Source organism: Natrinema pellirubrum DSM 15624, from assembly GCF_000230735.2.
Classification (GTDB): Archaea; Halobacteriota; Halobacteria; order Halobacteriales; family Natrialbaceae; genus Natrinema; species Natrinema pellirubrum.
Window position 1 is genome coordinate 1,491,734 of the sequence record NC_019962.1, and the last position, 22,233, is coordinate 1,513,966.

Consider the following 22,233-nt stretch of genomic DNA (forward strand, 5'->3'; position numbering starts at 1 on the left):
CGTTCCGGTACGATACGTCCATGCTTCCGTTCGTCGCGATCGCCCTCGCGGTGGTCGGCGTCGCGGTCGTTCTCGAGGTCGTGTCATACCGAGCGCTCGAGCGGGTCCCCTCGGTCGCCACCGAGGAGTTCCCCGAGATCGACCGGGAGTTACTGGGGAAGTTCAGCAGCTTCGACCCCGAACTGGGCTGGTGTCCACAGCCCGACCGCGAGAAACAGAAAGACACCGGTGACCACCTCCCCGGCGAGGAGGTCCGCAGCGTCGTCACGTACTCGACCGACGAGTACGCGAGCCGGGTCTGTCCCGCCAAAGAGCGCGATTCCGACGCCGAGCTGACGGTCTCGACCTACGGCGACTCCTACTGTTTCTGCCGGGAGGTCGACGACGACGAGACCTTTCAGCACTACCTCGCCCAGGAACTCCACACCCACGTCGCCAACTACGGCGGCGGCAACTACGGCCTCGATCAGGCCCTGATGCGGCTCAAACGGCAGTACCCTGAGGACCCGACCGATCACGTCTGCATGGTCGTCACCGCCTCCTCGATCGCCCGCATCCTCTCGGTCTGGAAACACTATCAGGAGTTCGGCAATATCTTAGCGGTCAAGCCCCGGTACGTGTTAGAAGACGGCGAGTTGGAGCGGATCGAAAGCCCCGTCGACGAGAAAGAGGAGTTACTCGATCTCGAGTCCAAGGCCGACTTCCTCCGGGAGTACGACTTCCACTACGACCACTGGTTCCAGCCGCATTTCGCGACGCGACCGTACACGGCGGACTTCCTCGAGAAAAACGAACACGTCCGCTACGCGGCCTATACGGCCGGGAAGGACCTCGAGCGGCGGCTCGGCCGATCGATCCCGGGAATCGACTTCGACCTGGCCCAGACGCAGTCGGCACTGCGACTGGAGCGGCCCCGCGTGCGGTACCACGAGCGACTGTTCGACACCCACGAGGCCCTCTTCGACGCGCTCATCGAGGAGTTCGTCGACTACGCCGACGAGCAGGACTTCGAGCCGACGTTCGTGATGGTCCAGCAGCTCCGGTACGCCACCTACGAGGCCGAACACGGCCCGATCTACGGCGACCTGCTCGAGCGACTCGACGAGCGGTACGCGGACCTGACGACGATCGACATGGCCACCCACCTCTCGCCGGCCGACGGCGACGTCGAGTCGCTGTACGTCGAGCGCGGGGAGGGCGGCCACTACAGCCCCGAGACCAACGCGGAGATCGCGCAGGTGCTGGCCGAGACCCTCGAGCAGCGGGCGGTCGTCGAATGAATCCGGTCTATCTCGCCGTCGGGATCGTCATCCTCGTCACCGGCATCGTCGACATCGTCTGGACGACGCTGTGGGTCGACGGCGGTTCCGGCCCCGTGTCGGGCCGGCTCACGACCGGCGTCTGGAAAGGACTCCGCGCCGCGACGGGGGACCGCAACCGCGCGCTCAGCCTTGCCGGTCCCCTCATTCTGATGCTCACGCTCGCGACGTGGATCGGTCTCATCTGGGTCGGCTGGACGATTATCTTCGCGAGCGAGCCCCTCGCCGTCGTCAACAGCCGGACCGGCGGTCCCGCCGATTGGTGGGGGCGGTTCTACTACGTCGCCTACACGATGTTCACGGACGGGAACGGCGACTACACCCCCGTTTACGGCGGCAACATCTGGGAGGTCGCCAGCGCGTTCACGACGGCCTCCGGAATGGCCTTCGTCACGCTCGGCGTCTCCTACGTCCTGACCGTCCTCGGTGCCGTCGCCGACAAACGCTCCTTCGCCAGCACCGTGACGGGGTTGGGCAACCGCAGCGAGGCGTTCCTCCGAACCGGCTGGAACGGCGAGGACTTCCGCGGGCTCGAGTTGACCGTCGAGTCGCTCGCGGCGGACCTGAGTACCCTCGCCGAACAGCACAAGTCCTACCCGATCCTGCACTACTACCACAGCGAGCCGGCCTCCCGAGCCTCGGCCGTCGCCGTCCCGATCCTCGACGAGGCGCTCATGCTGTCCCGGTACGCGATGCCCGAGGGACAGGGGCTCGACCCCGCCATCGTCGAGAACGGCCGCTCGAGCGCACAGAGTTACCTCGAGACGTTAGACGACTCGTTCATCGACCCCGCGCCATCGGTCCCGCGGGCCCCGGACCTCGAGCGCTTGCGCGAGGACGACATCTCGACCGTCTCCGACGAGGCGTTCGCCGAGGCACTGGCCGACCAGACCGACCGGCGACGGCGACTCCTCGGTGTGGTCGAGGCGGACGCCTGGGAGTGGCCGCCGGTCGAGGAATAGCGCGGAGGCACCCCGCAGTAGTTTTCCGACATCACCGGAGGGATTCCGGCCGAGATACGGGGAAACGTGGCCCGATATTCATTGCGTTGGCGGCCGTCCCCCACGTATGGAAGAGTACGACTTTCTGGTCATCGGTTCGGGATCGGGACTGGACGTGGCGAACGCGGCGGTGAATCAGGGCCAGTCGGTCGCGATCGTCGAGAAGGGACGGCTCGGCGGGACCTGTTTGAACCGCGGCTGTATCCCCTCGAAGCAGTTGCTGTATCACGCCGACGTACTGGAGACGATCGAGCGGGCCGACGCGTTCCACATCGACGCGACCGTCGAGGACGTCGACGTCGCCGAGATCGTCCGCGAAGTCACCGAGGACGTCCACGGTAGTTCCGACTCGCTCGAGCGTGGCCTCTCCTCGTCGGACCGCCACGACCTGTACCAGGCCGAGGCCAGGTTCGTCGACGAGCGGACGATCGAACTCGCCGGCGGCGACTACGACGGCGAGCGACTCACCGCCGACACCGTCCTCGTGGCGGCCGGGACCCGCCCGGCGGTTCCGCCGATCGACGGGATCGACTCCGTCGACTACCTCACCAGTCGCGAGGCGCTCCAACTCGAGTCTCCGCCGGATCACCTCGTGATCGTCGGTGGCGGCTACATCGCCGCGGAACTGGGCCACTTCTTCGGTACCTTCGGCAGCGACGTGTCGATCGTCGGCCGGCGGCCGTACTTGCTTCCCGACGCCGACGCGGCGGTCGCCGCCGAGTTCACCGACCGCTACGCCGACCGGTTCGATGTCTACACGGGCTACGAGGCCACCGCAGCAATGCAGTCGGGGGAGTCGATCACGGTCGAGGCACGGCCGTTCTCCGAGTCGGACGGCGCCGCGGACGCGGAGACGGCGGGTCCCGGCGAGACGGTCTCGGTCACCGGCGACGAACTACTCGTCGCCGCCGGCCGCGTCCCCAACACGGACGCGCTGAACGTCGAGGCCGCCGGGATCGAGACCGACGCCGCCGGCTTCGTCGAAACCGACGAGTACCTGCGGACGACCGCCGACGGCGTCTGGGCGCTGGGCGATATCGTCGGCGAATACCTGCTGAAACACAACGCAAACCACGAGGCCCGCGCCGTCGCGCGGAACCTGTTCGGCGAGGCCCTCGATCCGGTCGACTACTCGGCGATGCCCTTCGCCGTCTTCGGCTCGCCGGAAGTCGCCGGCGTCGGACTGACCGAGCAGGAGTTGCGGGAGTCGGACCGGGAATACGCCACGCGCACCTACCGCTACGAGGAGACCGCCCGCGGGTCGGCGATGAAAGCCGAGGGGTTCGTCAAGCCGATCATCGACCTCGAGGGCGAGATCCTCGGTTGTCACATCGTCGGGCCGGAGGCCTCGAACTTGATCCAGGAAGTCGTCGTCGCGATGACGGCCGGCTCCGGGACGGTCCAGGATATCCGCCAGTCGGTCCACATCCACCCCGCGCTCTCGGAGGTCGTCCAGCGGGCCTTTTCCGGGCAGTTCACGCGGGGCGGACACGACCACAGTCACGATCACAGTCACGATCACTGACTCAATTCCGGCGAGGCGATACCGGTCGTCGCGTTCCGTCCTCGATATCCAACGCCTCGGATCGACGAACACTCGCCGTCGTCGACGGATCTTCGTCCGCGGCACACGACCGCCCGCTTCTTTTACCTGCCAATCGCCTACGACCCGCCGTAATGACGAACGCAGCAATCGTAATTCTGGCAGGGACCGAATCCCACAGCGACCTCGGGCGGCTCGTCAACGGCCTCGAGGCGGCCCGGGAGTTCGCCGAGAACCTCGAGGACGATCTGGAACTCATCTTCGACGGGGCCGGCACGCAGTGGATTCCTGAACTGGAAGACGAGGACCACGACTACCACGACCTCTACCGATCGGTCAGCGACGAGGCGGCGGCCTGTGACTACTGTGCGGGCGCGTTCGGCGTCGAAGACGCCGTCAACGACGCCGGCGTCGTCACGGTAGACGACAACGAGGGACACCCAAGCATCCGCTCGCTGGTCGACGACGACTACGAGATTATCACCTTCTAAGCGGGACGAGGACACTTCTCGGACCGGTCCGTGGCACCGACGAAACGAAAAGGCCGCTGCGGATTCACTTTCACTCCGGTAGCACACACCTTTTAGCCTCCCCGTTAGTACAGGGAGACGATGACGTCGTTCCAGTCGACACTCGGTGACGAGCCGGGGATCGCCGAGGAGCTGGCCGAGAGCCAGCAGTCGATCTCCATCGCCGAGTTCTTCGAGAAGAACAAGCACATGCTCGGCTTCGACAGCGGCGCTCGAGGCCTCGTCACGGCCGTCAAAGAGGCCGTCGACAACGCCTTAGACGCCGCCGAGGAGTCGGGAATTCTCCCGGATATCTACGTCGAGATCGAGGAGGCCGGCGACTACTACCGCCTGATCGTCGAGGACAACGGGCCGGGGCTGACCAAGGAATCGCTCCCGAAAGTCTTCGGGAAACTGCTCTACGGCTCTCGCTTTCACGCACGCGAACAATCCCGCGGCCAGCAGGGGATCGGGATCTCCGCGGCCGTCCTCTACTCACAACTGACCAGCGGCAAGCCCGCGAAGATCACCAGCCGCACGCAGGGTTCCGAGGAGGCCGAATACTTCGAACTCATCATCGATACCGACAGCAACGAGCCCGAGATCAGCGTCGAGGAAAAGACCACCTGGGACCGGCCCCACGGCACGCGCATCGAACTCGAGATGGAGGCCAACATGCGGGCCCGCCAGCAGCTCCACGACTACATCAAGCACACGGCGGTCGTCAACCCCCATGCCCGCCTCGAGCTGCGCGAGCCCCAGGAACACTTCAAGTTCGAGCGCGCGACCGATCAGCTCCCCGAGGAGACCGAGGAGATCCGTCCCCATCCCCACGGCGTCGAACTCGGGACGGTGATGAAGATGCTGACGGCGACGGACTCCCAGACCGTCTCCGGGTTCGTTCAGGAGGAGTTCACCCGCGTCGGCAAGAAGACTGCCGACTCGATCATCGACGAGTTCCGCGATCGTCACTACGGCCGCGAGATGCGCTGGCGACCGCCCGCGAGTCACGAGAACGTCGACCTCCACGCCGCAGTCGAAGACGCGACCGCGAACAAAGGTGCCGAGGCGACGGCTGCGTTCGCCCAGTCCATCGCCGACGGGGTCGACGACTACGACCGCATCGCCTATCACGAACTGCTCGAGACGGTCGAGTCCGCCGCCGAAGCCGTCGAAGACGACCACGGAACGACGTTCGGCGATACCGTCCGGGAAAACGCCGTCGAAGCCGTCTGGCTCGAGCTGATCGACGCCGTCGAAACCGAGTCGGTGGACGACGGAGCCGACGGTGGTGCTGACGACGAGTCGCGACTGGTTGCCGACCTCTACGACCTCGCGGACGAGGCAACGAGTACCCGCAAGGACGACGAGACCATCCACGCCTTCGCCGACCGGCTCGGGGCCGCGTTCGGGGACGAACTCGCGGCCGGCGACGACGAGGGGAACGTCCGCCACCGGCTCACGCGGACGCGGCTCCGGGCGTTCGTCGACCGCGCGGCCGACCTCACCGAGGAGTACGACGACGTTTCCTTCGGCGAGACGGCCCGCGAGAACGTTACGAATGCTATCTGGGACGTGATGGCCACCGTGCCCGACGACCCACCGCTGGTACGGGAACTGAACGGCGACCGCGACGCCACCAGCGACCTCGTCGACGCGATGCGTGCGACCGACATCATGGCGCCGCCGACGCGGTGTCTCTCGCCGATCTCCGAGGACCTCATCACCGCGGGCCTCGAGAAGGAGTTCGATGCGGACTTCTACGCTTCGGCGACCCGCGACGCGGGCGTTTCCGGCGGCGATCCGTTCATCGTCGAGGCCGGGATCGCCTACGGCGGCGACCTCCCCGCGGAGGGCACCGGCGAGGTCATGCGCTTTGCCAACCGGGTGCCGCTGGTCTACCAGCGCGGGGCCTGTGCCACGACGGACGTAGTGAAGTCGATCGGCTGGCGCAACTACGGGTTAGATCAGCCCGGCGGCTCCGGGCTGCCCAACGGCCCGGTCGTGATCATGGTCCACGTCGCCTCGACGAACGTCCCCTTCACCAGCGAGTCGAAGGACGCGGTCGCGAACGTCCCCGAGATCGAAGACGAGATCGAACTCGCGATCCGCGAGGCGGCCCGCGATCTCAAGAGCTACCTCAACAAACGGCGCTCGATGCAACAGCGCCGGAAGAAACAGAACGTCCTCGGGAAGATCCTCCCGGAGATGGCCGAGAAAGTCGCCGAGGTCACCGACCGCGACGAACCCGACATCGACGACGCGATCGCTCGCATCATGAACAACGTCCTCGTCGAGCGCAACGTCGAGGCAAACGGCGACGGACGGGCCGTCTCGGTCGTCGTCGAGAACAACTCGGGAACGAACGAGTCCCTCGAGATCACCGATATCGTCTCGGCGGAACCCACCGCCCTCTCGGACGGCGCGACCGTCGTCGAGATGGACGGCGAGTGGTTCGTCAAGTGGGAACCCGAGGTCAAAAGTGACGACGAGGCGGCCCTCGAGTACGAGGTACCGGACGATGCGACCTTCGATCTGGACGTCAAAGGCGTCGAAAGCGAGAAACTGACCGTAAACCAATGAGCGCAGACGATACCCAGGAAGCCAGAGAGCAGTTGATCGATCTCGCCGCGCAGTTTTACGACCAGTTCGAACTGGGCGAGATCCCCCACATGTCCGTGCCGACGCGGACGAAGAACAACATCGAGTACGACGAGGACAAAGACGTCTGGGTCTACGGCGACCGCGAGTCGACCCGGTCGGCCAACTCGGTCCAGGGGGCGCGGAAGCTCCTGAAAGCGGTCTACACGATCGAGTTCCTCGCCGACCAGCTCGAGGAGGACCGCTCCTCGACCCTGCGTGAACTCTACTACCTCTCGGAGAGCTGGGACAACGAAGAGGCCCAGTTCTCGAGCCAGGACGAGTCGAACAACCTCGTCGAGGACCTCGAGATCGTCTCGGGGGTTACCCGCGAGGACTTCCACATGCGGCCCGAGGAGTCGGGCGCGACGATCATGGGCCCGCTGCACCTGCGCGAGCAGACCCGCCGCGGCGAACGCGAGATCCACTGTCAGGAAGACGTCGGCGAGGGCGGCTACCAGATCCCGAACAACCCGGACACGATCGAGTTTCTGGGCTCCGACGCCGACTTCATCCTCGCGGTCGAGACCGGTGGGATGCGCGATCGGCTCGTCGAGAACGGCTTCGACGAGGAGTTCAACGCCCTGATCGTCCACCTGAAGGGCCAGCCCGCCCGCGCGACCCGCCGGATCACCAAGCGGCTCCACGACGAACTCGACCTGCCGGTCACCGTGTTTACGGACGGCGACCCGTGGTCGTACCGCATCTACGGCTCGGTGGCCTACGGCTCGATCAAGTCCGCCCACCTCTCGGAGTATCTCGCGACCCCCGAGGCGGACTTCATCGGCATCCAGCCCGCCGACATCGTCGAGTACGATCTGCCCTCCGACCCGCTCTCCGATTCCGACATCAACGCCCTCGAGAGCGAACTCGAGGATCCGCGGTTCCAGACCGACTACTGGGAGGAACAGATCGAACTCCAGCTCGATCTCGGGAAGAAATCCGAACAGCAGTCGCTGGCCGCTCGCGGGTTGGACTTCGTGACGGACACCTATCTGCCCGAACGACTCGGCGAGATGGGCGTCCTCTAGGCCTGCGCCTCGAGGGCCTTCGACGCCGACAGAACCAACGCTCGTCGCGTGCCCTGTGACTGCAGGTGCAACCGGTTCCCGTCTGCGTGGCCACTCACCGTCTAGAACGGTGACATGGCGGACGACAAAGACGACCAACGGCCGTTGCACAGCGACCCCGACGAGGGCGCAATAGATGAGCCGACGACCTCGGGCGCACAGGAGGCCGACGAGACCGCGTGGATGATGAAAGAGGGGATCACGGTCGGGCTGATCGCCATCGGTGCCATGGTCCTCCTCGGGCTCGGTCTCTTGCAGGGGTCCGGGCTCGTCGACTTCTTCGCCCCGATCGCCGACTCCGGAGTCGGGCAGTGGCTCGCACTCGGTGTGCTGGCCCTGGCCGCAGTCGCGCTCTTTGCCTGGTCTCGGGTGGGCGTGTAAGCATGGCCGCCGGCGTGCCTACTCGTCGAGGACGACCGGCACGCCGCGGGTCGCCACGTCGACGACGAACGCCTCGGCGTCGGCCGCGAGCGCCCCGTTCGTGTCGTAGTGAACCGGCAGGACCAGATCAGGGCGGATTTCGCCCGCCAGCGACGCGGCCTCGTGGCGGTCCATCGTGGCCGACCCGCCGATCGGCGGGAGCAGGAGGTCGATCGCGAGCGACTCGTGGCGCGGGAGGGCGTCGGTGCCGCCGGGCCAGAACGCCGTGATTCCGTCGATCGTCACACCGAAACCACAGCCCCGTCCCTCGGGATGTGGAACGGTCCCGTCGGCGTCGGCACGTGGCCCAGCGGGGTCGTTGTACGCCGGCGTCGTGAACAGATCCAGCGGGCCGAGGACGAACGACTCGTCCGTACGGACGCGTTCGACGTCGAACGGCAGGGATTCCGGCCGCTCGACGCCGCCGCCGATCTCGCTCGCGTCGACTGACTCGTGAACGACGACCAGCGCGTCGTCGCGGGCGACCCGCCGGATCGCGTCGGGATCGTAGTGGTGGCCGTGGGAGACGAGGATCAGGTCGCCGTCCCGTGGATCGAGCCCCTCCAGTACCCGTTCCGGGCCGGGATCGGTGTAGACGACCGCACCCGTCTGTCCCTCGAGACGGACGGTAGCGTGGCCGAGCCAGTCGACGGTCACCGCGTCGAATCGGACGGTCATGCCCGGAGACACGCGCAAGAGATCCGAAAAGGCTTCTCTCGAGGGCGGTGAGCGGCTGCGTTCGTCGATCGAGTGCCGCCTCCTGCGGGCCGGTTCAGGGGATCCGGACCGAATGCTCGAGGGTACCGACGCCCTCGACCTCGATCTCGACTGTATCGCCGTCCGAGAGCGGGCCGACGCCCTCGGGTGTGCCCGTCGCGATCACGTCGCCGGGCTCCAAGGTGAGATACGTCGTGATCTCGGCGATCAGTTCCGGGATCGGGAAGATGAGTTGCTCGCGGGAGCCGTCCTGCTTTAGTTCGCCGTTGACGCGGGTTTGTACGGACGCGTCCGCCGGGACTTCGTCGGGGGTCGCCAGCACCGGTCCGATCGGAGCCGCGCCGTCGAAGGCCTTCCCGCGGACCCAGTTCTGTTCCTGTCGTTGATCGTCGCGGTTCGAGAGGTCGTTGACGCAGGTAAAGCCCTCCACGACGTCCATCGCGTCGGCTTCGGCGACGTGGCGGCACTGTTCGCCGATGACGACGCCGAGTTCGGCCTCGTGGTCGATCCGTTCCTTGCCCGCGGGCAGGGTGACGGTATCGCCGTGGGCCGCCAGCGCGTTCGGCGGCTTCAGGAAGAGCAAGGGCCGATCCGGCACTTCGGAGTCGAGTTCCGCCGCGTGGTCGGCGTAATTCCGCCCGATACAGACGATCTTCGACGGCTCCGTCGGCGGCAACACGTCGATCTCGTCGCTCTCGAGGTCGTAGCTTTCCGTTCCGAAGTGGACAGCGCCGTTCTCGTACTCGCCACGGCGGACCGCACCGGCCGGGTCGCGAAAGCGGGCGTATTTCATGCTCGGTGGAATGGACACCGGGGATCAAAAGCGTTGAGAAGCCGGTCAGTTCGAAGGATGGTTCGCGGATTCGGCAGCGACCGCCTGCGGGTGAAACGGGTCGCTCGAGCGGGCTGCTGTTAACGGCCTGACGGGTCAGCGTGCGTGATATCGTGGCACTGCCGGCCCGGAACGGAACGTTTTTCATTAGGCCTCGGCAACAATGAGTTGCGAGACGCGCTCCCGTTGGTGAGACGGACGCAGTCCGTCGAGGCTCGGTGCGCGAACGCAGTGAACGCTCCGTTGGTGTAGTCCGGCCAATCATTTCGGCCTTTCGAGCCGATGACCTGGGTTCAAATCCCAGACGGAGCACTCTTCTGAACGAACGAAGTGAGTGAAGGAGGAAGCGCACGCTCTGGGATTTGAAGTAGAGAAGTCGCAATCCGCGAGCGAACGAAGTGAGTGAGCAGGAACGTCTTCGCGTGGTTCAAATCCCAGACGGAGTACTTTTCGGCGAACAAATCCGTGAGCCGAAAATGTGACCCTTGATTTGAATCAGACCAGTCGCACACAGCGTAGTGAGTACGTCTGGGCGTGGTTCAAATCCCAGACAGAACATTTTCCATCAGTAATCCTCGAGCCCCGGCTACGGTTCACGTCCTTCCGGCCAGATACGTGAGCGGAAATCCGTCTCACTCGAGTTTCCGGAAGCAGTTGTGACAGTACGATGCGACGGGGTCGTTCTCCGCGGCACAGACGGCACACTGGTCGTCACGAGTCGTCGACGGTCGCGATCCCGAGGTGGCCGCAAAGAGCCGTTTCCGGGGGTCGGAGTACGCATCGAGAACATCGCCCCACGTAACCACCGGATCCGTATCGGCGTTCCCTGCACGGTCGGTGACGCGTTCGATCAGCGAACTGCGTTGCAGTCGGCCGAGTCCGTGCCAGAGACCGAGAAAGCAAAGCGATGGGAGCAGACAAAGCGAGAGGACCGCACCCAGGAGGACGAGGCTCATAGAAAGCAGTTCGTCTCGGCCACTGTAACCGCGCCCGTGAAATCGTTCGCGAGTCATATACGCCGTCGCGGACCACGGCGGGACGATCGGAGTACCCGCTCGTGTGGTGACTCGTCGAACCCCCCGCTAATCGGCGTTCACGGTGGTGTTTTGTAGTTCGCAGTCGACGTAGAACCCGTCCAGTAGATCGCTCCCGAGCAGGACTTCGCCCGTGTACGGCTGGCGGTCGTCCACGTCGGCCAACACGACTCGAGGCCCCCGGTCGACGCTCCGGACGTCGACGCTGATCGCGACGATGTCGCGACTCTCGGCGCTGCCGCCGGACCTGACGGTGACGTCGTCGATCGCGCCGGTACTACCGATCCGCTCGAGGAGGGTTTCGTCGATCGTCGTCCGGTCCGCCCCGGTGTCGGCCTTCGCGATGACCGTTTCGGTCGTGTCGGTGCCGCTGACTGCGACCGTCTCGAGGCGGCCGACAACCGGTTTGGCTGGCGCTGTCATACCAACCCGTTAGGAGCGACGCCACTAGAGCGTTCCTGTCCGTCGAAGCGCCGCGGGAGTCGTCGGAACGGTCGCGTTTTCGACCCGTAGGTGGACAGGGGGTGAGCCGAAACCGTCAGTGCCGAAACAGTCCGACCCAAGCCCGAGATAGAAGTTGATATCCGTAAACTCCTAATATAAGAAGCCGTTTAGATCAATCAATGACGTACGAGAATCTGGATTCCGATCTAGTAAACGAACTGCTCGACGACGGCCGCTCGAGTCTCCGCAGCCTCGCGGAGGAACTCGATGTCTCCGTGACGACCGTTTCGAACCACCTCTCCGACCTCGAGGACGAGGGCGTGATCGAGGGGTATACGCCGAAGATCGACTACGACGCGGTCGGCTACGACGTGACCGCCGTGATGCAACTCAAGGCCGAAGGGAACGCCCTGCCCGAGATCACGGAGACGCTGAAAGACCACCGACAGATGATCTCGGTCTACGAGGTCACGGGTGACTACGACGTGATCGCCATCGGGAAGTTCAAAGACACCGACGACATGAACGATCAGATCAAGCAGTTGATCACCGATCCCGACATCAACCAGTCGAGTACCAGTATCGTCCTCAACGCCGTCAGCGAGAACGAGCAGTTCGAACTCGAGACCGACGGGGACAGCTAACGGTCGACCGGCGGCCGGGACCGATTGCATCGATCAGCGGCGGCTTCGGCCCGCGGTCCCACCGGGGAGTTGCCACGGCTGGCTCACGCCGCCCCGTGAGACCGGCGACGTGGACTGGTCCTCGCCGTCGATCGTGTTCGGTGGAAACGTGGGGCCGTGCCGAATCGGGCCCTCATCGACGAAGCGTGATTCATCACTCGTCCCCGGTTCTGGAGAGGGATTACTTCCACAACGGACATTGAAACCGGTGATTGCGTTTCGGAGCGATGTTCTAATCAGTGGTTGTCGACCCCATCATATGCTGGGTGTTCGGTCCGTAAATGCATCCCACGGGGCCGCCGGAATAAATATGTTGCAAACGATGCAACTATGAACGCATCTAATGGGTGATGTGATGTCCGTTAACAGGCATCATGGCATATGGAACTGCACCTGAAGAGCGATACAGTTACGGGGAGGTAAGCGACGAGGACCGTCGCGAGTTCCTGAAGGCGCTGGGCGTCGTCGCCGGCGGCGGTGTCGCCGGTGCGACGCTCCGTGATCTCCGCGGGGAGGTCGCAAGCGGCGCTGCGGGCGGGCTCGCCGAGATGGGCGAGGCGGTACGGGCCGGGTTGACCGGCACGCTGGACGGCGCGCTGTTGGCCGAGGAACTGACTGGACTCGAGGAGAGTTTCGAGTTGTTGCCCCAACTGGCGTCGATGGGGGTACCCGAGCAGGGGGCGTCGGCCTATCAGGAGCTGACGACGCCGGCATGGACGATCAACGACCACCTCGCTGAGGTCGGGTTCTTCGCGAGCGCGGAGGAGAATCTGCCGGCGTTTACCCCCGATCACATCGAGGAGACGACCCGACAGCTGCTCCACATCGAGGAGTTGCCGGCGACCCTCGCGGAAGTCGGGTTCGCCGAGAGCGAGCGGACGGCGCTGGTGACGAACATCGTCAATTCGCGCGAGCAGCTCTCGTGGTGGATGAAGACGCCGGATTATCCGCCGGCCGAAGCCGTCGAGGACGGGGTCGTCCACGAGTTCGTCGCGCCGCTGCATCGGCGGGCCGCGGAGGGTGCCCTGCTGTGGATCGACGGCCTGGATCACTTCCTCTGGCAGAACGAGGTACTGGTGACCGACGAGATGATCGACCGCGGGCTCTGGGACATCAAGTCGATGCTCGGTGGCTACTACCTGTTGGGGTCGGCCGCCCGCGATCTCGCTGGCGGTGAGATCGCCGACGAACAGCTCTCGGCACTGATCACGGGCAGTGCTGCGATCACGATCATCGGCCAGGAGTTCCTCCGTAACGACGTGGTTCACATTGACGATCACATGCGAGCGCCCCGCGAGGTGAGTTACTGATGCCGTTCGAGACCGAACACATGGACCTGCCGTCGGACGCACCGTGGGACGAGAAACCGGGCGAGTCACACGTCGCACAGGGGGATATCGATACCATTCCCGAGCGCGAGATCACCCAAGAAGACCTCAGTCGGACCGCGGACGACGAGACGAACTGGCTGCTGTTCGGCGGGGCCTACGAGAACCAACGCCACACTCCGGCGGAACACATCACGCCGGACAACGTCGACCAGCTCGAACTCGAGTGGCGCATCGATCTCGCGCCGCCGCAGGCGCTCGAGCCGAACCCGAGCCACGAGTTCCAGGGGTCGCCGCTGGTCGTCGACGGCGATCCGCCGATCATGTACACGACGGTCGGGGCCGACCAGCTCTACGCGCTCAACGCCCGGACCGGCGAGAAGCTGTGGGAACACTACTACGAGCCGGCCGTGGGCTACTCGGAGGACGCGCCGCCGGCCGAGCGTGGCCCGGCAGTCTACGGCGATACCGTCTACAAGAGTACGCTCGATCTGGGCGTGCTGGCGGTCGATCGCTACACCGGCGAGACGGAGTGGTACTACAACGGGGCGGCCGCCTATCGCGGCGAGGTCGCCGACGACCTCATCCACGAGGAACTGCAGTGGGAGCGCGAGCGGGGGTCGACCTCCTCGTTCCCGCCGCTGATCTACGACGGCACCCTGCTGAAAGGGAGTTTCGGCGGCGAGTTCGGCGTCAGCGGCTTCTTCGACGCGATCGATCTCGAGGGGAACCCGCAGTGGCGGTTCAACATGACGCCGTCGGAGGAGTGGGTCGGCGAGTCGTGGCGTCACGGCGGGGGGACCGCCTGGGCCTCGGCGGCCATCGAACCGGAGTCGGGGACGGTGATCGTGCCGTCGGCCAATCCCGGGCCGTGGTACGGCACGGTTCGACCGGGCTACAACCCCTTTACCTGCGGGAAGGTCGGTATCGACATCGAGTCCGGCGAGTACCAGTGGCACTACCAGGACTCGCCCCACGACTGGTGGGACTACGACTCGCCGAGCCCGCCGATCGTCTTCCGCGAGGAATCGGACGGAGAGACGACGCGATTCGCGGCGTGGCCGGGCAAGACCGGCTGGGTCTACACGGTCGATATGGCAACCGGACAGCTCCACCAGCGCAGCGAGGAGTACGTCCAGCACGTCAACACCTTCTCCCTGCCGCCGTACGACGACATCGACAGCGCCGAGTGGATGATGCCCCATCTCACCGGCGGCACCAACCCCCAGCCGAGTTCCTTCGATCCCAACACCCGGACGATGGTCGTCAAGGGGGCCAACGAGCCGATGGCGCTGTCGTGGTACGAAGAGGAGTACGAGGCCGGCGAGCGGTACATGGGGATGGATATCGTCGGCGGCGAACCGCCCGAAGACATCGAGGAGCCCGACGAGCCGACCCTCGATGCCGAGGAGGTCGCCGAGGGCGAAGACCCACACCTCGAGGCGGAGGTCGACGAGGGGAACGGCGACGACGCCGAAACCGCGGACGACGAAGCCACTGACGGCGACGGTGACGCGTCGGGCCGACCCGCCTATCCGCCGGTGTGGAACGGTGCGATCGGCGTCATCGCTGGCATTGACCCCTACACCGGCGACGTGAAGTGGCAGGAGTGGTACGACTGGTCCAACTATCATCCCCGTGGCGGGTCGTTCACCACGCCGACCGGGCTGGCATTCGCGGGCACGCCCAACGGCGTGATGGCCGCCTACGACGTCGAGTCGGGCGATCGCCTCGCCGAGTTCGAGGTCGGCGACCACGGCGTCGACGGCGCGCCGATCTCCTGGGTCGACCCCCACGAGGAGAAACAGTACATCGCGATGCCCGCCGGCGGCGGCCACCACACCGACGTCGAACTCGGGACTACGCTGGCCGTCTTCTCGCTCGAGATCTGAGCGGCCGGCCGGTCTTTTTTGCGCGGACGGAATCGCAAGCGACCGCGCCGACGCCAAGTGTCCCGTCCGACGCGGTCAGTGTTCGGATCGCTGTTGGGGAACGATCCGGTAGACCGCGCCGTCGTCCTCTTCGATGGATGGCGTCGCCGACGTCAGGACGTAGAGTTCGCCGGCGTCGTCGCGGCCGAAGCCGTAGACGAGGCGGTTTATGTCCCCGTCGACAGCGACCGGCTCGCCGTCATCGTCCTCGGTCCTGTCGTCGTCATCGTCCTCGCTTGCGGTCTCGACCTCGAGTTCCTCGATCGGCCAGAGTCCGTCCTCGCTTTCGGTTTCCCCGCCGTCACCCTCGCCATCGCCGTCGCCCTCGCCCGGCGGATCGATGAAGGGGTTGTCGTCGTCCTCCTCCGTCTCGACTGTCGCGTTCTCCTCGAGCCACGCGGTCGGTGGGCGGGCGACGAACAGTCGGCCGGGGCTCTGGCCGTTCCGGCTCCAGTCGCCGAAGACGTAGGTGCCGGCGAGGGGGTCGACCTCCTCGCCCTCGTAGAGGTAGCCCCCGATCACGGAGACGCCGACCGGTTCGCCGTCGGCCTCGTGGGGGTACTCGAGGACCGGATCGAGCAGTGGCTCGCCCCCGCGGACCGACTCGGGGGTCTCCCGGGGACACTCCTCGGGCGGCTCCGTCGGCGATTCGGTGCTGAAACAGTGGGTCCCTTCCCTGACGTTCCAGCCGTAGTTGCCGCCGCGTTCGACGTGGTCGACCTCCTCGAACAACTCCTGACCGACGTCGGCAGCGAGGATCGTCCCCTCGCTGGTGAGTGTCATCCCCCACGGGTTGCGCAGCCCCCATGCGTAGTACTCGTCGCGGTGGCCCTCCATATCGACCAGCGGGTTGTCGTCGGGGATGCCGTAGGCGCGCTCGTCGCGCTCCTCGCCTTCGTCGGCGGCGTCGCCGCCTCCGTCTCGGGACGTCTCCGACGTCCCGCCGTCCACATCGAGCCGAAGAATTCCGCCCAACAGGTTCTCCTCCGTGTCCTGTCCGTTGCCGCCCTCGTTCTCGTCGTACCAGTCCTCGACGTGTCCCTCGCCCGAATCGTTGGCTCCCCCGCCGTCGCCGGTGGCGACGTAGAGGAAGCCGTCCGGGCCGAACGCGATCGGGCCCGCGTTGTGGTTGAACTGCGGCTCCGGAATCTCGAGGATCGTCCGTTCGGAGTCGGGATCGGCGCTCGCGTGGTCGTCGTCCGCCGTCTGGAATTCCGAGAGGACGAACGTGTGATCGTACCCTTCGGGGGTGTCCTCGCGGGGCGGTGCGCTGTAGCGGACGAAAAAGCGGCCGTTCTCCGCGAAGTCGGGATGGAAGGCCAGTCCGAGCAGGCCACGCTCGTCGAATCCCTCCCGGAGGTCGACCAGTCGGTCCGAGACGTCGAGGAACGGCTCCGATTCGAGGCCGTCCTCGCCGTGGACGGAGATCGTACCGGTCTGATCGACGATGAACCGGCGGTCGGCGTCCTCGTCGGCCGTCTCGAGCGTGACCGGGTTGGCGAACCCGTCGGCGACGGGCTCGAGGCCGACCGTCGGTCCCTCGCCGATCAGCGGCCCGTCGTCGGTCGTCGCCCCGTCGCCGCCATCGCCCCCAACGAGTTCGATCTCGCCGTTCATCGAGGAGCGATGCGGGCCACAGAAGTACCCGACCATTCCCTCCTCGGCGGTGAACTCGACGGTCTGGGTCTCGCCCGAACTGGCCACGAGATCCGTCTCGAGGAGTCGCTCGTCGTTCCCGTCGACGATGACGAAGTTGTGGGCCGCGCCGTCTAGGTTCTCCCACGTGAGGGTGTACTCCTGGCCCGCCTCGAGCCGGAGGGTCGGGTTCCGCTCGTCGGCGATGGCGTCGGGCGCTTGCCCGACCCAGCTACTGACTCGGCCGCCGAGTTCGATTTCGCTCGGGAGCGCCTCCTGTGCCAGCGCCGTTGACGCGACGCCGGCTATGGAAAGTGCCGCCGATGATCGAAGGAGCCACCGCCTCGAGAACGCGTGATCGTCGTTCCGTGTCATAGTAAACCAGTACGCCGGGTAGCGATCCGTTCCCGCCCGCGTACTGGATACGGGGTCTCGGTAGTGCGCAATAAACCGGTCCGATCGTTCCCCGCTCAAGATCGACTTGGGCGGCGCGAGCGGTTCCAACACCGGCTTGCCGTTGCCTAATTGCTCCTTTCGATCCGGCCGCCTCGAGACGTGAATCGTTACCGTCTCCTCTCACACTGAGAATCGCGGTCCTCCGGCCGTCCGACGGCGGGTCCCGTCAGAGGTAGTTCGCGACCCAGTACGCGGCGTAGAGTCCACACAGCAGGAGGCCGCCGACGCGGCCGACGCGTCCGCGGGCGAGCATGGCGGTCGCGACGAGCAGACAGACGCCCAGAAACGGCCAGTGGATCGTCAGCACGTCCCCGCCGGTTTCGATCGGATGCACCGCGGCGACGATGCCGACGTTGGCGGTGACGTAGAAGACCGTGCTGCCGATCACGTTGCCGACCGCCAGTTCCGGCCGGTTGCGCCGGACAGGTTCGACGGTGAGCGCGAGTTCCTCGAGCGAGGCGATGAAGCTCAACACCGTCGCCCCGAAGGCCAATCCCGAGATACCGAGCGCGACGAAGATCGCCTCGGCGCTGACGACCGTGATCCCGGAGCCGATCGTCATCCCCGCGACCGCGAGAGCGGCGACGCCAAGGTTGAAGAGCCCGCTCCGGTCCTCGAAGGCGGGGACGAACTCGTCGAGGTCGAGATCCCAGCCGTCGTCCGCCGTCTGCCCGTCGGATTCGGAGGCCGTCAGATCTCCGCCATCGGGCGTTTCCGGTCTCGGTTCCGCGCCGCCCTCGAGCGGGACGGCATCCTGGACCTCCGCCGAGAGCAGAAACGTCGTCTCGGTCCGGCGCTCGCGCCGGAAGATGTAGCCGAGCAACGGGACGAACAACACGAGCAGCCCCGCGCCCTCGAGGGGGGTGAGCCGGCCGTCGAGCGACAGCGCGAACGCGGGAAGCGGCACCAGCACGAGCATGAGCAGATACGCCCGGGGGACGGCCGTTCGAAAGGGTACGAGGAGGCCGGCGAGGCCGACCGCGACGGCGAGGACGAACAGCGACTCCCCGAACACGGTCCCGAGCGCGAGGTCGGGGAGGGCGACGAACGCCGCGGTCACGCCGAGGACGGCGTTCTCGAGGTCGATGCCGGCCAACACGACCGCGAGGAAAAAGCCGGAGAGCCCCAGCGAGACGGCGCTTCTGGCGACGGCCTCGATGAAGACCTCGACACACCAGATCACGAGGACGACGCCGACCAGAAAGAGGGCCACGAGCGCGACCGGCGAACTGGGGACGACCATCGCGGCCGACCTACACCGTTGTGACACTTAGTTTCGACCGTCGGATCGTACGCGCGCGACCCGTCCGGCCGGTGCGTCGCCCCGATCAGAGCGCCTCTGGGATCGGTACGCCGCCGAAGACCAGCAGCGAGACGAGCCAGTAGGCGGCGTAGAGGCCCAGCAAGACGAGCCCGTGTCGCCGTCGGAGCCGTCCGCTCGAGACGAAGACGGCGGCGACGGCGGTGAGGACGACGACGGCGGGCAGATGAAAGTAAAGGACCGCTCGCGGGATCGTCACGTCGGCGACGAACGTGATGACGCCGACGTTGGCCGTCACCGAGAAGACGACGCTGCCGATGACGTGGCCGATCCCGATCTCCGGGATGCCACGCCGGACCGGCTCGATCGTCAACAGCAGGTTCTCGACCGTCAACACGAGCGTCAACACCGTCGCCCCGAAGACGGTCTCCTCGATCCCCCACGACTCGACGATCGCCTCGGAGCCGGCCTCGAGCAGCATCGCGCCGGCGATCACGCCGACCAGCGAGACGACCGCGAGCCCGAGCCAGAACAGCCCCTCGTAGCGTCGCTCGGCGACGTACCGATCCTCGGGGATCTCCTCCAAGACCGTTCGGCTGTCGACATCTCCGATGGCGAGGTCGTCGAGCGGGACGCCGCCGTCGGCCTCGAGTCGCTCGGCGATCTCGGAGTCCCTGAACACCGGCACGTCGCGCTGGAGTTCTCGGGCGACGATATACCCGAAGAGACCGACGAAGACCGCGACGAGGACGAGCCCGTGGACGAACCCGAGCCGATCGACGGCGACGAACGGGACCAGCAAGAGCGGCGCAATCGCGAACAACAGCAGGTAGTCCCGTGGGACCTCGACGGGAAACGGCTTGTAGATCGCCGCGGCGGCCAGCGTGATACCGGTGATCGCCAGCGCGGTTCCGAGCGCGGTGCCAAGCGCCACTCCCTCTAAGTCGCCGGCCCCGAACACCAGCGCGACGACCGTGTCGTCGAACTCGATGCCGGTGAAGACGATCGCCAGCGCGAAGATCGAGACGCCAAGCCCCATCGCCGCCCGCGTGAGGTAGCTGATGAGTTTCTCGACGCTGTAGGTCAGGGCGATCGCCCCGACGATGAGAACGAGGTACGCGAACCACGTTCCCTGGGAGTCGACCACGCCCTCGAGGGCCGCCTCGATCATACCATCGATCCACGGTGCATGGTCACATATAGCTAACAGTCCGGGGAGGAACGTCCGTTGGAAATCTATACACGCATCGTGGTCGGTGGTCCGTGACGCTCGCGTCCGACGGGAGACCCGGGCGGAGCGGGTCAGTCGTCCGCCGCGGTGTCGTGTTCGTCGGCCTCGTCGGCTTGCAGGACGAAGGTCCGCTCGGGTGGCGGCGCGATCCGTAACTCGACCCGTTGGACGAGTTCGTAGTACTTCCTGTTGCCGCGTCTGTAGTGGGTCACCAGTCCGGCCTCCTCCAGCGTCGAGAGGTGATGGACGGCGGTCGTGCCGTCCATACCGGTCGCCTCCGCGAGTTCCGAGACGTACATCGGTTCCCGCGAGAGCTGCCTGAGGATCGCCAGGCGAGTGCCGTTACCGAGCGCCTCGAGAAGATCCATGCCACTAGTTTTCACTCGCCGACCACAAGAAGGGCTGCCTCGATTCGGCTAGATACCCGGCGCGTTCGGCCGCTTCGAACGTATCGAATTCCCTGACTGCGGTTTTATCGGTGCCGGCGTGGGAGCGAGAACCATGAGTGACCGCGTCGACTTCCCCGACGATCGGACCGGCGACCGGCGGACGATCACCAGCGGCTTCTTCGAACAGGAGGTCTACCTCTCCAGCGAGGAGACCGCGGCGTTCCTCCACGAACTGGCCGAGCAACTCGAGGCCGGCTCCTCGTTTACGATCTCCGCCTCGGAGTGGGAGATCCCCTTCGAGTACGACGACCCGATCGAGGTCGAGATCGAGTTCGGCGACCAGCACGACCGGGAACTCGAGGTCGAACTCGAGTTCACTGCCCCAGCGGGCGGCGAGGACCTCTCCGTCCGGTAGCGGTCGGTTCTCGCGGAATCACTCGCCCTCAAGAAGGCCACCCTGTGCCAGTGCGTCCCGGAGGTTTCGCCACGCGTCGGGCGAGTGCCAGCCCCAGCCGTTGCGTCGAACACCCTCGCTATCGGCGAAGCGATCGGTCGCCCGCTGGAAGGTCCGCGCGAGGCGGTGGGCCGACTCGTCGGTCTCGCTCGCGGCCGTCCGAGCGACCGACTCGGGCTCGCACACGGCGTCCGCCCAGCCCGCCAGTACCGTCTCGAGGAACGCCGCGAAACGGTCCCGATCCCGACGGAGCCGGCCTTCCGCCGCGATCAGTGCCGGTCCGTACGCCGGGTAGGCCGCCGACACGGCGAGGGAGTCGACGGTTCTGCCCGCCGCCTCGAGCCGGACCGGATCGGGTGCCATTCCAGTCACGGCGTCGACAGCGCCCGACTGCAGCGCCGCCCCCTCCTCGCCGTCGACGGCGACGAGTTCGACCGCGTCCCGGATGCCGGCCTGCTCGAGGAGGAGCCGCCCTAACAGGCCGGTTTCGGTCCCGTTCGGCATCCCAACCCGACGCCCGCGGAGCTGTCCGACGGCCTCGAGGGGCTCGCCGAACGCGGACCGCGTGGTGTAGAGGACGACCGGTGACCGCTGGAAACAGACCGCGATCGGAACGACGGGGTGGCCGAGCGAGCGCGCCCGGAGAACCGTCGCCGCGCCGGCGACGCCGACGGCACACTCTCCGGACGCGACGGCCAGCGCGGCCGCCCGCGAGCCGTCGGCGGACTCGAACGCGAGCGACACGCCGCCGTCGGTGTCTCGCGCGGCCAGCAGCGGCAGGTGCAGGCCGTTCGGCCGCCAGTTGAGCGCGACGGTGACCCGCTCCGCGTCCGATCGCTCGGCCGATTCGGACGCCGGCCCGTCGGTATCGCCCCCGTTCCGTTCGTCGTCGGCGGATTCGGCCCCCGCTGGTTCGAGGCCGGCGTATCGCTCGCCCTGCTCGAGCAGGCGGTCGGCGTGGCGGGCGTCGACCCGCCGGACCGTCTCGGCCTTGGGGGCGACCGCGTGCCACGCTTTCGGCGGTCGGCCGGGGGACCCGGTCGTCGCCGTCGTCTCGGCGATCAGCCCCGCGGCAGCCAGTTCGGTCAGCGCGTCCGTGGTCGCGTGCTTGCTCAGTCCGGCCCCGATGTGGGTAGCCGTCCGGCTCGCCGCGTCCGACAGGTCCGGATCCGCCCGCCGACACAACAGGTACGCCAGCACCCGTGCCTGCCGTTCGCCCGTCCCGAGGGACAGCCGGTCGACTACCGGCTCGTCCTCGTCGGTCAGGACCGGGAACGTCCGGACGTCCATCGGGCGGGCTTCCACGCCGACCGGCTTAAATCGGGTGTCAGTGCGG

Annotated in this window: 20 protein-coding genes and 1 tRNA gene; 12 read left to right on the top strand and 9 right to left on the bottom strand. The window is 66.4% G+C overall.

The features are described 5' to 3' along the window. The first annotated feature begins 20 nt into the window (after positions 1–20). The 7 genes from NATPE_RS07285 (at position 21) to NATPE_RS07315 (ending at position 8,463) form a co-directional block, all read left to right on the top strand. On the top strand, positions 21–1,280 hold the full coding sequence (locus tag NATPE_RS07285; protein ID WP_015298871.1) for a hypothetical protein: 1,260 nt from the start codon (positions 21–23) through the stop codon (positions 1,278–1,280). Beyond that, a complete protein-coding gene (locus NATPE_RS07290; RefSeq protein WP_006179378.1) occupies positions 1,277–2,281 on the top strand; it encodes a hypothetical protein in 1,005 nt (334 codons plus the stop codon). The genes NATPE_RS07285 and NATPE_RS07290 overlap by 4 nt, the downstream gene beginning before the upstream one ends. 106 nt (positions 2,282–2,387) lie before the next feature. Beyond that, positions 2,388–3,845, top strand: a complete 1,458-nt coding sequence (locus NATPE_RS07295) for a dihydrolipoyl dehydrogenase (protein ID WP_006179377.1) — start codon at positions 2,388–2,390, stop codon at positions 3,843–3,845. A gap of 152 nt (positions 3,846–3,997) precedes the next feature. After that, positions 3,998–4,354, top strand: coding sequence for a DsrE family protein (locus NATPE_RS07300; RefSeq protein WP_006179376.1), 357 nt, complete (start codon positions 3,998–4,000; stop codon positions 4,352–4,354). Between the two features lie 120 nt (positions 4,355–4,474). Beyond that, positions 4,475–6,955: a DNA topoisomerase VI subunit B gene (locus NATPE_RS07305; protein WP_006179375.1), complete on the top strand. Its 2,481-nt coding sequence runs from the start codon at positions 4,475–4,477 to the stop codon at positions 6,953–6,955. Continuing rightward, complete coding sequence (locus NATPE_RS07310) at positions 6,952–8,043, top strand: DNA topoisomerase IV subunit A (protein WP_015298872.1); 1,092 nt, start codon at positions 6,952–6,954, stop codon at positions 8,041–8,043. Before NATPE_RS07305 ends, NATPE_RS07310 begins: the two co-directional genes overlap by 4 nt. Before the next feature lie 114 nt (positions 8,044–8,157). After that, positions 8,158–8,463 (top strand): hypothetical protein, encoded by a 306-nt coding sequence (locus NATPE_RS07315; protein WP_006179374.1) that lies wholly within the window; start codon positions 8,158–8,160, stop codon positions 8,461–8,463. Between the two features lie 18 nt (positions 8,464–8,481). Here NATPE_RS07315 and NATPE_RS07320 read toward each other — a convergent pair whose 3' ends face one another. Together NATPE_RS07320 and NATPE_RS07325 are read right to left on the bottom strand one after the other, a co-directional pair. Next, positions 8,482–9,180, bottom strand: coding sequence for an MBL fold metallo-hydrolase (locus tag NATPE_RS07320; RefSeq protein ID WP_006179373.1), 699 nt, complete (start codon positions 9,178–9,180; stop codon positions 8,482–8,484). Positions 9,181–9,274: 94 nt separating this feature from the next. Beyond that, entirely contained in the window at positions 9,275–10,012 is a 738-nt protein-coding gene (locus tag NATPE_RS07325; protein WP_006179372.1) for a fumarylacetoacetate hydrolase family protein, read from the bottom strand. A gap of 276 nt (positions 10,013–10,288) precedes the next feature. Between NATPE_RS07325 and NATPE_RS07330 the strand changes: the two genes are divergently transcribed. Then, positions 10,289–10,363: transfer RNA gene (locus NATPE_RS07330), tRNA-Glu, on the top strand. Between the two features lie 320 nt (positions 10,364–10,683). Here the strand turns inward: NATPE_RS07330 and NATPE_RS07335 are convergent. Together NATPE_RS07335 and NATPE_RS07340 are read right to left on the bottom strand one after the other, a co-directional pair. Then, on the bottom strand, positions 10,684–11,007 hold the full coding sequence (locus tag NATPE_RS07335) for a hypothetical protein (protein ID WP_006179371.1): 324 nt from the start codon (positions 11,005–11,007) through the stop codon (positions 10,684–10,686). A gap of 126 nt (positions 11,008–11,133) precedes the next feature. Then, positions 11,134–11,508, bottom strand: a complete 375-nt coding sequence (locus tag NATPE_RS07340; protein ID WP_006179370.1) for a hypothetical protein — start codon at positions 11,506–11,508, stop codon at positions 11,134–11,136. A 200-nt stretch (positions 11,509–11,708) separates the two neighbouring features. On the opposite strand from NATPE_RS07340, the gene lrp reads away from it, so the two are divergent. The 3 genes from lrp to NATPE_RS07355 all read left to right on the top strand — a co-directional run bounded on the left by lrp (position 11,709) and on the right by NATPE_RS07355 (position 15,432). Next, a complete protein-coding gene (gene lrp, locus NATPE_RS07345) occupies positions 11,709–12,173 on the top strand; it encodes an HTH-type transcriptional regulator Lrp (RefSeq protein ID WP_006179369.1) in 465 nt (154 codons plus the stop codon). Positions 12,174–12,586: 413 nt separating this feature from the next. Beyond that, entirely contained in the window at positions 12,587–13,522 is a 936-nt protein-coding gene (locus tag NATPE_RS07350) for a hypothetical protein (RefSeq protein WP_006179368.1), read from the top strand. Next, the gene (locus tag NATPE_RS07355) at positions 13,522–15,432 is read left to right on the top strand and encodes a pyrroloquinoline quinone-dependent dehydrogenase (protein WP_006179367.1); all 1,911 of its coding nucleotides are present in this window, start codon (positions 13,522–13,524) and stop codon (positions 15,430–15,432) included. The genes NATPE_RS07350 and NATPE_RS07355 overlap by 1 nt, the downstream gene beginning before the upstream one ends. A gap of 75 nt (positions 15,433–15,507) precedes the next feature. Here the strand turns inward: NATPE_RS07355 and NATPE_RS07360 are convergent, their stop codons facing one another. The 4 genes from NATPE_RS07360 to NATPE_RS07375 all read right to left on the bottom strand — a co-directional run bounded on the left by NATPE_RS07360 (position 15,508) and on the right by NATPE_RS07375 (position 20,422). Further along, complete coding sequence (locus NATPE_RS07360) at positions 15,508–17,481, bottom strand: PQQ-dependent sugar dehydrogenase (RefSeq protein ID WP_006179366.1); 1,974 nt, start codon at positions 17,479–17,481, stop codon at positions 15,508–15,510. Between the two features lie 247 nt (positions 17,482–17,728). Beyond that, entirely contained in the window at positions 17,729–18,805 is a 1,077-nt protein-coding gene (locus NATPE_RS07365; protein WP_006179365.1) for a sodium:calcium antiporter, read from the bottom strand. Positions 18,806–18,890: 85 nt separating this feature from the next. After that, on the bottom strand, positions 18,891–19,994 hold the full coding sequence (locus NATPE_RS07370; protein WP_006179364.1) for a sodium:calcium antiporter: 1,104 nt from the start codon (positions 19,992–19,994) through the stop codon (positions 18,891–18,893). 131 nt (positions 19,995–20,125) lie between these two features. Then, a complete protein-coding gene (locus NATPE_RS07375; RefSeq protein WP_006179363.1) occupies positions 20,126–20,422 on the bottom strand; it encodes an ArsR/SmtB family transcription factor in 297 nt (98 codons plus the stop codon). A gap of 133 nt (positions 20,423–20,555) precedes the next feature. Here NATPE_RS07375 and NATPE_RS07380 point away from each other — a divergent pair, with 133 nt between their 5' ends. Continuing rightward, positions 20,556–20,858, top strand: coding sequence for an amphi-Trp domain-containing protein (locus NATPE_RS07380; protein ID WP_006179362.1), 303 nt, complete (start codon positions 20,556–20,558; stop codon positions 20,856–20,858). A gap of 18 nt (positions 20,859–20,876) precedes the next feature. Here NATPE_RS07380 and NATPE_RS07385 read toward each other — a convergent pair whose 3' ends face one another. Further along, entirely contained in the window at positions 20,877–22,187 is a 1,311-nt protein-coding gene (locus NATPE_RS07385) for an ABC transporter substrate-binding protein (protein ID WP_006179361.1), read from the bottom strand. Between the last annotated feature and the right edge of the window lie 46 nt (positions 22,188–22,233).

Excerpts from the sequence above, each read along its gene's own strand:
- NATPE_RS07285 (WP_015298871.1), top strand. The coding sequence starts at position 21 with ATGCTTCCGTTCGTCGCGATCGCCCTCGCGGTGGTCGGCGTCGCGGTC.
- NATPE_RS07290 (WP_006179378.1), top strand. The coding sequence starts at position 1,277 with ATGAATCCGGTCTATCTCGCCGTCGGGATCGTCATCCTCGTCACCGGC.
- NATPE_RS07295 (WP_006179377.1), top strand. The coding sequence starts at position 2,388 with ATGGAAGAGTACGACTTTCTGGTCATCGGTTCGGGATCGGGACTGGAC.
- NATPE_RS07300 (WP_006179376.1), top strand. The coding sequence starts at position 3,998 with ATGACGAACGCAGCAATCGTAATTCTGGCAGGGACCGAATCCCACAGC.
- NATPE_RS07305 (WP_006179375.1), top strand. The coding sequence starts at position 4,475 with ATGACGTCGTTCCAGTCGACACTCGGTGACGAGCCGGGGATCGCCGAG.
- NATPE_RS07310 (WP_015298872.1), top strand. The coding sequence starts at position 6,952 with ATGAGCGCAGACGATACCCAGGAAGCCAGAGAGCAGTTGATCGATCTC.
- NATPE_RS07315 (WP_006179374.1), top strand. The coding sequence starts at position 8,158 with ATGGCGGACGACAAAGACGACCAACGGCCGTTGCACAGCGACCCCGAC.
- NATPE_RS07320 (WP_006179373.1), bottom strand. The coding sequence starts at position 9,180 with ATGACCGTCCGATTCGACGCGGTGACCGTCGACTGGCTCGGCCACGCT.
- NATPE_RS07325 (WP_006179372.1), bottom strand. The coding sequence starts at position 10,012 with ATGAAATACGCCCGCTTTCGCGACCCGGCCGGTGCGGTCCGCCGTGGC.
- NATPE_RS07335 (WP_006179371.1), bottom strand. The coding sequence starts at position 11,007 with ATGAGCCTCGTCCTCCTGGGTGCGGTCCTCTCGCTTTGTCTGCTCCCA.
- NATPE_RS07340 (WP_006179370.1), bottom strand. The coding sequence starts at position 11,508 with ATGACAGCGCCAGCCAAACCGGTTGTCGGCCGCCTCGAGACGGTCGCA.
- lrp (WP_006179369.1), top strand. The coding sequence starts at position 11,709 with ATGACGTACGAGAATCTGGATTCCGATCTAGTAAACGAACTGCTCGAC.
- NATPE_RS07350 (WP_006179368.1), top strand. The coding sequence starts at position 12,587 with ATGGCATATGGAACTGCACCTGAAGAGCGATACAGTTACGGGGAGGTA.
- NATPE_RS07355 (WP_006179367.1), top strand. The coding sequence starts at position 13,522 with ATGCCGTTCGAGACCGAACACATGGACCTGCCGTCGGACGCACCGTGG.
- NATPE_RS07360 (WP_006179366.1), bottom strand. The coding sequence starts at position 17,481 with ATGACACGGAACGACGATCACGCGTTCTCGAGGCGGTGGCTCCTTCGA.
- NATPE_RS07365 (WP_006179365.1), bottom strand. The coding sequence starts at position 18,805 with ATGGTCGTCCCCAGTTCGCCGGTCGCGCTCGTGGCCCTCTTTCTGGTC.
- NATPE_RS07370 (WP_006179364.1), bottom strand. The coding sequence starts at position 19,994 with ATGATCGAGGCGGCCCTCGAGGGCGTGGTCGACTCCCAGGGAACGTGG.
- NATPE_RS07375 (WP_006179363.1), bottom strand. The coding sequence starts at position 20,422 with ATGGATCTTCTCGAGGCGCTCGGTAACGGCACTCGCCTGGCGATCCTC.
- NATPE_RS07380 (WP_006179362.1), top strand. The coding sequence starts at position 20,556 with ATGAGTGACCGCGTCGACTTCCCCGACGATCGGACCGGCGACCGGCGG.
- NATPE_RS07385 (WP_006179361.1), bottom strand. The coding sequence starts at position 22,187 with ATGGACGTCCGGACGTTCCCGGTCCTGACCGACGAGGACGAGCCGGTA.